This window comes from Polaromonas sp. (assembly GCF_029945895.1).
In the GTDB taxonomy this organism is placed as follows: domain Bacteria; phylum Pseudomonadota; class Gammaproteobacteria; order Burkholderiales; family Burkholderiaceae_C; genus Polaromonas.
In genome coordinates this window covers 1-6,213 of sequence record NZ_JAQSDL010000002.1, presented here as the reverse complement: position 1 = coordinate 6,213, position 6,213 = coordinate 1, and the positions used below count along the sequence as shown (strand labels likewise).

Below are 6,213 nucleotides of genomic sequence, written 5' to 3'. Positions count from 1 at the left end.
GCCGGGTAACACGCAACAAAGGAAAAGCAAATGACAGCCAAATACGAAGTCCACGGCAGTGTCGCGGTGATCACGCTGGACAACCCGCCGGTCAATGGCCTGGGTTATGCCACCCGGGTGGGCATCACCGACAGCCTGCAAAAAGCCAATGCCGATGCCGCCGTCAAATCCATTGTGCTTACCGGTGCGGGCAAGGCATTTTCCGGCGGCGCCGACATCAAGGAATTCGGCACGCCGAAAGCGCTGGCTGAGCCCAACCTGCTGAGCGTGATCCTCGCGCTTGAGAATTCTTCCAAGCCCGTGGTCGCGGCCGTTCACTCGGTCTGCATGGGCGGCGGGCTGGAACTCGCGCTCGGCTGCCACTACCGCATTGCCGCACCCGGCTGCAGCGTAGCCCTGCCGGAAGTCAAGTTGGGCCTGATCCCCGGTGCCGGCGGCACGCAGCGGCTGCCGCGTGCGCTCGGCGTCGAGCCGGCCCTGAACATGATCGTCAGTGGTGAGCCGGTCAAGAGTGAACTGCTGGCCCAGATTCCCGGCCAGAAGCTGTTCGACAAAATGGCGGCTTCTGCTGAATCACTGGCCCAGGAGGCCTTGGCCTTTGCCCAGGCCGTGTCCGACACGCGCCCCTTGCCGCTGGTGCGCAACCTGCCTTGCAAACACCCGGGTGGCGACGCCTACTTCCAGTTTGCACGCAACATGGTCAAGGGCATGGCCAGAAACTTCCCGGCCCCCGTCAAGTGTGTGGATGCGGTGGAAGCCGCGACAAAGAAAAAATTCGACGAAGGCATGGTCTTCGAGCGCGAGATCTTCATCAATCTGATGTGGACGCCTGAGAGCAAAGCGCTGCGCCACATTTTCGCGGCCGAGCGCGCCGCCTCCAAGATTCCGGACGTGCCGGAAGACACGCCCAAGCGCGAGATCAAGGCCATCGCCGTGATCGGCGCCGGCACCATGGGCGGCGGCATCGCCATGAACTTCCTGAACGCGGGCATTCCCGTCAAGATGCTGGAGATGAAGCAGGAAGCACTGGACAAGGGCATTGCCACCATCCGAAAGAACTACGAAGCGCAGGTCAAGAAGGGCAAGCTCAAGCAGGACAAATACGACCAGCGCATGGCGTTGCTCAGCACTACCCTGAGCTATGACGAGCTAAAAGAGGCCGACATGGTGATCGAGGCAGTGTTCGAGGAAATGGGCGTCAAGGAAAAAGTCTTCAAGGAGCTCGACCGTGTGATGAAGCCCGGCGCCATCCTGGCTTCCAACACCTCCACGCTGGACGTCAACAAGATCGCGGCCTTCACCAAGCGTCCCCAGGACGTGGTGGGCATGCATTTCTTCAGCCCGGCCAATGTGATGAAACTGCTCGAAGTCATCCGCGGTGAAAAAACCGCCAAGGACGTGCTGGCCACGGTGATGGCCGTCAGCAAGAAGATCCGCAAAACCGCCGTGGTGTCCGGCGTCTGCGACGGCTTTATCGGTAACCGCATGATCGAGCAGTATGGCCGCCAGGGCGGTTTCCTGCTCGACGAAGGCTGCACGCCCGCGCAGGTGGACAAGGCCATGGAGAAGTTCGGCATGGCCATGGGCCCGTTCCGCATGGGCGACCTGGCCGGCAACGACATCGGCTGGGCCATCCGCAAGCGCCGTTACCAGGAAAAGCCGGACATGAAATACAGCAAGACCGCCGATCTGCTCTGCGAAAAGGGCCGCTTCGGCCAGAAAACCGGGGCGGGCTGGTACGACTATGTGCCCGGCAAGCGCGACGCGATTCCAAATGCCGAAGTGGTCAAGATGATTGAAGACCACCGCGCCTCGCTGGGCATCACGCCACGCAAGATTTCTGACGAGGAAATCGTCCAACGCCTGGTCTACGCGCTGGTCAACGAGGCGGCGCACATTCTGGAAGAGGGCATAGCCTCCAAGGCCAGTGACATCGACATGGTTTACCTCATGGGTTACGGCTTTCCGATCTACCGCGGCGGCCCCATGAATTACGCCGACCAGGTGGGCCTGTTCAATGTGGTGCAGAGCATGAAGCGTTTTGCCCAGAACCCGCTGGACGACGCGAAATTCTGGCAACCGGCACCGCTGCTGGCCAAGCTGGCGACCGAAGGCAAGACGTTCAACTAATATTCCGGAGATTTTCATGACTTCAGCTGTAATCGTTTCCACTGCCCGCACCCCCCTGGCCAAAAGCTGGAAGGGCTCTTTCAACATGACGCACGGCGCCACCCTGGGCGGCCACGCGGTCGAACACGCGATCAAGCGCGCCGGCATCGAGGCCGGTGAGGTCGAGGATGTGATCATGGGCTGCGCCAACCCCGAAGGCGCGACGGGTGCCAACATTGCGCGCCAGATCGCGCTGCGCGCCGGTTGCCCCATCACCGTCTCCGGCATGACCGTCAACCGTTTCTGCTCGTCCGGTCTGCAGACCATTGCCCTGGCCGCGCAGCGCATCATTGCCGGTGAAGCCGACATCTATGTGGCCGGCGGCGTTGAAAGCATCTCCTGCGTCCAGCAGGAAATGAACACCCACATGCTGGCCGACCCGTGGCTGGTCAAGAACAAGCCCGAGATCTACTGGAACATGCTGCAGACGGCCGAGCAGGTCGCCAAGCGTTACGGCATCTCGCGCGAGCAGATGGACGAATACGGTGCCGCGAGTCAGCAAAAAGCCTCGGCCGCCCTGGCGGCCGGCCTGTTCGACGCGGAAATTGCACCGATCACCGTCACCATGGGGGTGGCCGATGCCGTGATGGGCATGACCACTAAACAGGTGACCGTCAGCAAGGACGAAGGCATTCGCGAAGGCACGACCAAGGAAGGCATCAGCGGCATCAAGCCCGCCATTCCCGGCGGCGTGGTCTCGGCCGGCAATGCCAGCCAGTTCTCCGACGGCGGCGGCGCAGTCGTGGTAATGGACGAAAAAGTAGCCGAGAAAAAAGGCCTGGCACCGCTGGGCCGCTTCCTCGGTTTTGCGGTCGCCGGCTGCGAGCCTGACGAAATGGGCATAGGCCCCGTCTACGCCATCCCCAAGGTGCTGGCGCGGCTGGGCCTGAAGGTCAGCGACATCGACCTGTGGGAATTGAACGAAGCCTTTGCCGTGCAGGTAATTTATTGCCGCGACAAGCTGGGCATTCCGATGGACAAGCTCAACGTCAACGGCGGCGCGATTGCGGTCGGCCACCCCTACGGCGTCAGCGGCCAGCGCCTGACCGGTCACGCGCTGATCGAGGGCAAGCGCCGCGGTGCCAAACGTGTCTGCGTGACCATGTGTATCGGTGGCGGCATGGGTGCAGCGGGTGTGTTTGAAGTGCTCTGATTTCTTCAGAGAACACACTGAGCAAGGGGCTGAGCAGGCTGTCCGTAGCAAATCGGACAAGCAGCTCGGCCCTATTTATTGACCGTTATGCCCCGCGACAAGTGAGAGCAACATGAGTCTTCGTGCCACCCTGGATTTTCTGCTTTACCAATGGCTGGGCGCCGAATCGCTGAGCCAGCGCGAGCGTTTCTCCGACCATTCGCGCGAGACCTTCGACGCGGTGTTCGACACCTGTGAGCGCATTGCACGCGAAAAATTTGCGCCTTTCAACCGGCTGGTCGACACCCAGGAGCCGCATTTCGACGGTGAAAAGGTCATCTTGCCGCAGGCCACGCATGACGCGCACAAAGCCTACGCCGGCTCCGGCATGCTCAGCGCCGCGCAGGACTACGACGAAGGCGGCATGCAACTGCCGTACACCATCGAGGCGGCGGCCAACTGTTTTTTTGCCATGGCCTCGGTCAGCATCGGCTCCAGCCTGCTGACCAAGGGCAATGCCAACCTGCTGCTGGTGCACGGCACCGAAGCGCAGAAAGAGGTGTTTGCCCGCAACGAGTTTTCGGGGCGTTTTTCCGGCACCATGTGCCTGTCCGAGCCACAGGCCGGTTCCTCGCTGAGCGACATCACGACACGCGCCGTGCCGGACGGCGACGACTTTGAAGCCGAACCGCTGGGCCCGCGCTACAGGCTCACCGGCAACAAGATGTGGATATCAAGTGGTGAACACGAGCTCACCGACAACATCATCCACCTGGTGCTGGCCAAGATCCCCGGGCCGGACGGCAAGCTGATCCCCGGCACACGCGGTATTTCGCTGTTCATCGTGCCGAAGAAGATGGTGGGCCCTGATGGCCAACTGACGGGCGAACGCAATGACGTGGCCCTGGCTGGCCTGAACCACAAGCTCGGCTGGCGCGGCACAACCAACACACTGCTGAACTTCGGCGAAGGCAAATACGCGGTGGGCGGGCAGGCGGGGGCCATCGGCTACCTGGTCGGCAAGCCGCACGAGGGCCTGCGCTGCATGTTCCACATGATGAACGAGGCGCGCATCGGTGTTGGCACGGCGGCTGTCATGCTGGGCATGGCGGGTTACTACGCGTCGCTGGACTATGCAAAGAACCGGCCTCAGGGCAGGCCGGTCGGACCGGCGGGGAAAGATTCCGCCCAGCCGCAGGTGCGCATCATCGAACACGCCGACGTCAAGCGCATGCTGCTGGCGCAAAAAGCCTATTGCGAGGGCGCGCTGGCTCTGGAGCTTTACTGTGCGCGCCTCGTGGACGAGCAGCACACGGCCGAAGCGCAGGCGGCCGACGATGCCCGGCTCCTGTTGGAGGTGCTGACGCCGATCGCCAAAAGCTGGCCCAGCGAGTGGTGCCTGGAGGCGAACTCGCTGGCGATCCAGATCCACGGCGGCTACGGTTACACGCGGGACTTCCCGGTCGAACAGTACTGGCGCGACAACCGTCTGAACATGATCCACGAGGGCACCCACGGCATCCAGGCCACCGACCTGCTGGGCCGCAAGGTGCTGATGGAGGGCGGCAAGGGCTTGCAACTGCTGGCGGCGCGCATCAACCACACCATTGAAAGGGCGATCCAGGTCCCGGAACTGGCGACTTATGCCAATGCCCTGGGCCAGGCCTTGCAGCAGGTGGGGGCGACCACAAAAGCGGCGTGGGCCAGCGGCAACCCGCAGGATGCGCTGGCCAACGCCGTGCCCTACATGCAGGGCTTTGGCCACACCGTGCTGGCCTGGATCTGGCTGGACGTGGCGCTCGCCGCGCTGCAGGCCGACGCTACAAAATCAGTAGCGGTTACCGCCGGTAAATTGGGCGCTGTCCGCTATTTCTATCACTACGAATTGCCTAAAATAGACGCTTGGCTCAGAGTGGTCGCCAGTCGCGACCTGACCTGCGCCGACCTGCCGGAGGAGGCGTTCTGATGGGTTTTTTCAAGGATTCCGGTGGCACCACATCGAACAAGTCGATTGCCCGGCTGCAGCAGCTGATCTGGATCCTGATCTACGGCGGGCTGCTGACGCTGGTGCTGGGCCTGTCGGTGCAGCGCCTGGATGACGCCATCGGCTGGTCCATGGTGGTCGGTGGCGGCCTTGTGGCGGCCGTCGGTTTTGTGCTGATCTACGTGCGTTCCCGCCTCACCAGCAGCGATTAGGGCCTGTTCGCACTATTTAAGCAAGATGCGTTGCGAGTCAAAAAGGTCATGCGCGAGGCGCAAAATGCAGCCGGGCTGGCGCCCGGCAAGGCTTTGCAACGCTGCGCATGGCCTTTTTGGCCGCAACCCGGAGGGAACGTGGTTAAAACAGCGCCACTCGTCGTTGCACTCCTAGCCCAGCCGCCCAGGCTGAGCGTCGTCGCGCGCCTAGATTGGCGCTGTTTTAACCACGTTCGCACTTGTATAAATAGTGTGAACAGGCCCTAACCCGTCCACCCTGCGACAGCCGGCAGGCGCGCTTTGCGCGACACTCGTTGCCATCTTCCCCCCCACAACAAGGAGCCCCTCATGACCCGTACCATCCAGCAGCTGTTCGACCTCACCGGCAAGACCGCCCTCGTCACCGGCGGTTCACGCGGCCTGGGCCTGCAGCTGGCGCAGGCGCTGGGCGAAGCCGGCGCCAAGATCATGCTGAGCTCGCGCAAGGCCGAAGACCTGCAGGAGTCCGCGGCCGAACTCAAGGCCGCCGGTATTGACGTGGACTGGATCGCTGCCGATTGCTCGAAAGAAGCGGACATCCGCGCGCTGGCCGATGAAACCATCCAGCGCTTCGGCCATGTCGACATCCTCGTCAACAACGCCGGCGCGGCCTGGGGCGCGCCGGCCGAAGACCACCCGGTCGAAGCCTGGGACAAGGTCATGAACCTGAACATCCG

5 protein-coding genes are annotated in these 6,213 nt (G+C 62.5%); all 5 read left to right on the top strand.

The features are described 5' to 3' along the window. The first annotated feature begins 30 nt into the window (after positions 1-30). Positions 31-2,130, top strand: a complete 2,100-nt coding sequence (locus PSV33_RS00070; RefSeq protein ID WP_300557321.1) for a 3-hydroxyacyl-CoA dehydrogenase NAD-binding domain-containing protein — start codon at positions 31-33, stop codon at positions 2,128-2,130. Positions 2,131-2,146: 16 nt separating this feature from the next. Next, a complete protein-coding gene (locus PSV33_RS00065) occupies positions 2,147-3,322 on the top strand; it encodes an acetyl-CoA C-acyltransferase (RefSeq protein ID WP_300557319.1) in 1,176 nt (391 codons plus the stop codon). Positions 3,323-3,434: 112 nt separating this feature from the next. Next, positions 3,435-5,267, top strand: coding sequence for an acyl-CoA dehydrogenase (locus PSV33_RS00060; protein ID WP_300557317.1), 1,833 nt, complete (start codon positions 3,435-3,437; stop codon positions 5,265-5,267). Further along, entirely contained in the window at positions 5,267-5,497 is a 231-nt protein-coding gene (locus PSV33_RS00055) for a hypothetical protein (protein WP_300557315.1), read from the top strand. Before PSV33_RS00060 ends, PSV33_RS00055 begins: the two co-directional genes overlap by 1 nt. A 348-nt stretch (positions 5,498-5,845) precedes the next feature. Continuing rightward, positions 5,846-6,213 (top strand): SDR family NAD(P)-dependent oxidoreductase (locus tag PSV33_RS00050; protein ID WP_300557313.1); only part of this gene is annotated, 368 nt, incomplete at its 3' end.

What these genes read in the sequence shown, in the direction of transcription:
- PSV33_RS00070 (WP_300557321.1), top strand. Translation starts at nt 31, where the DNA reads ATGACAGCCAAATACGAAGTCCACGGCAGTGTCGCGGTGATCACGCTG.
- PSV33_RS00055 (WP_300557315.1), top strand. Translation starts at nt 5,267, where the DNA reads ATGGGTTTTTTCAAGGATTCCGGTGGCACCACATCGAACAAGTCGATT.
- PSV33_RS00065 (WP_300557319.1), top strand. Translation starts at nt 2,147, where the DNA reads ATGACTTCAGCTGTAATCGTTTCCACTGCCCGCACCCCCCTGGCCAAA.
- PSV33_RS00060 (WP_300557317.1), top strand. Translation starts at nt 3,435, where the DNA reads ATGAGTCTTCGTGCCACCCTGGATTTTCTGCTTTACCAATGGCTGGGC.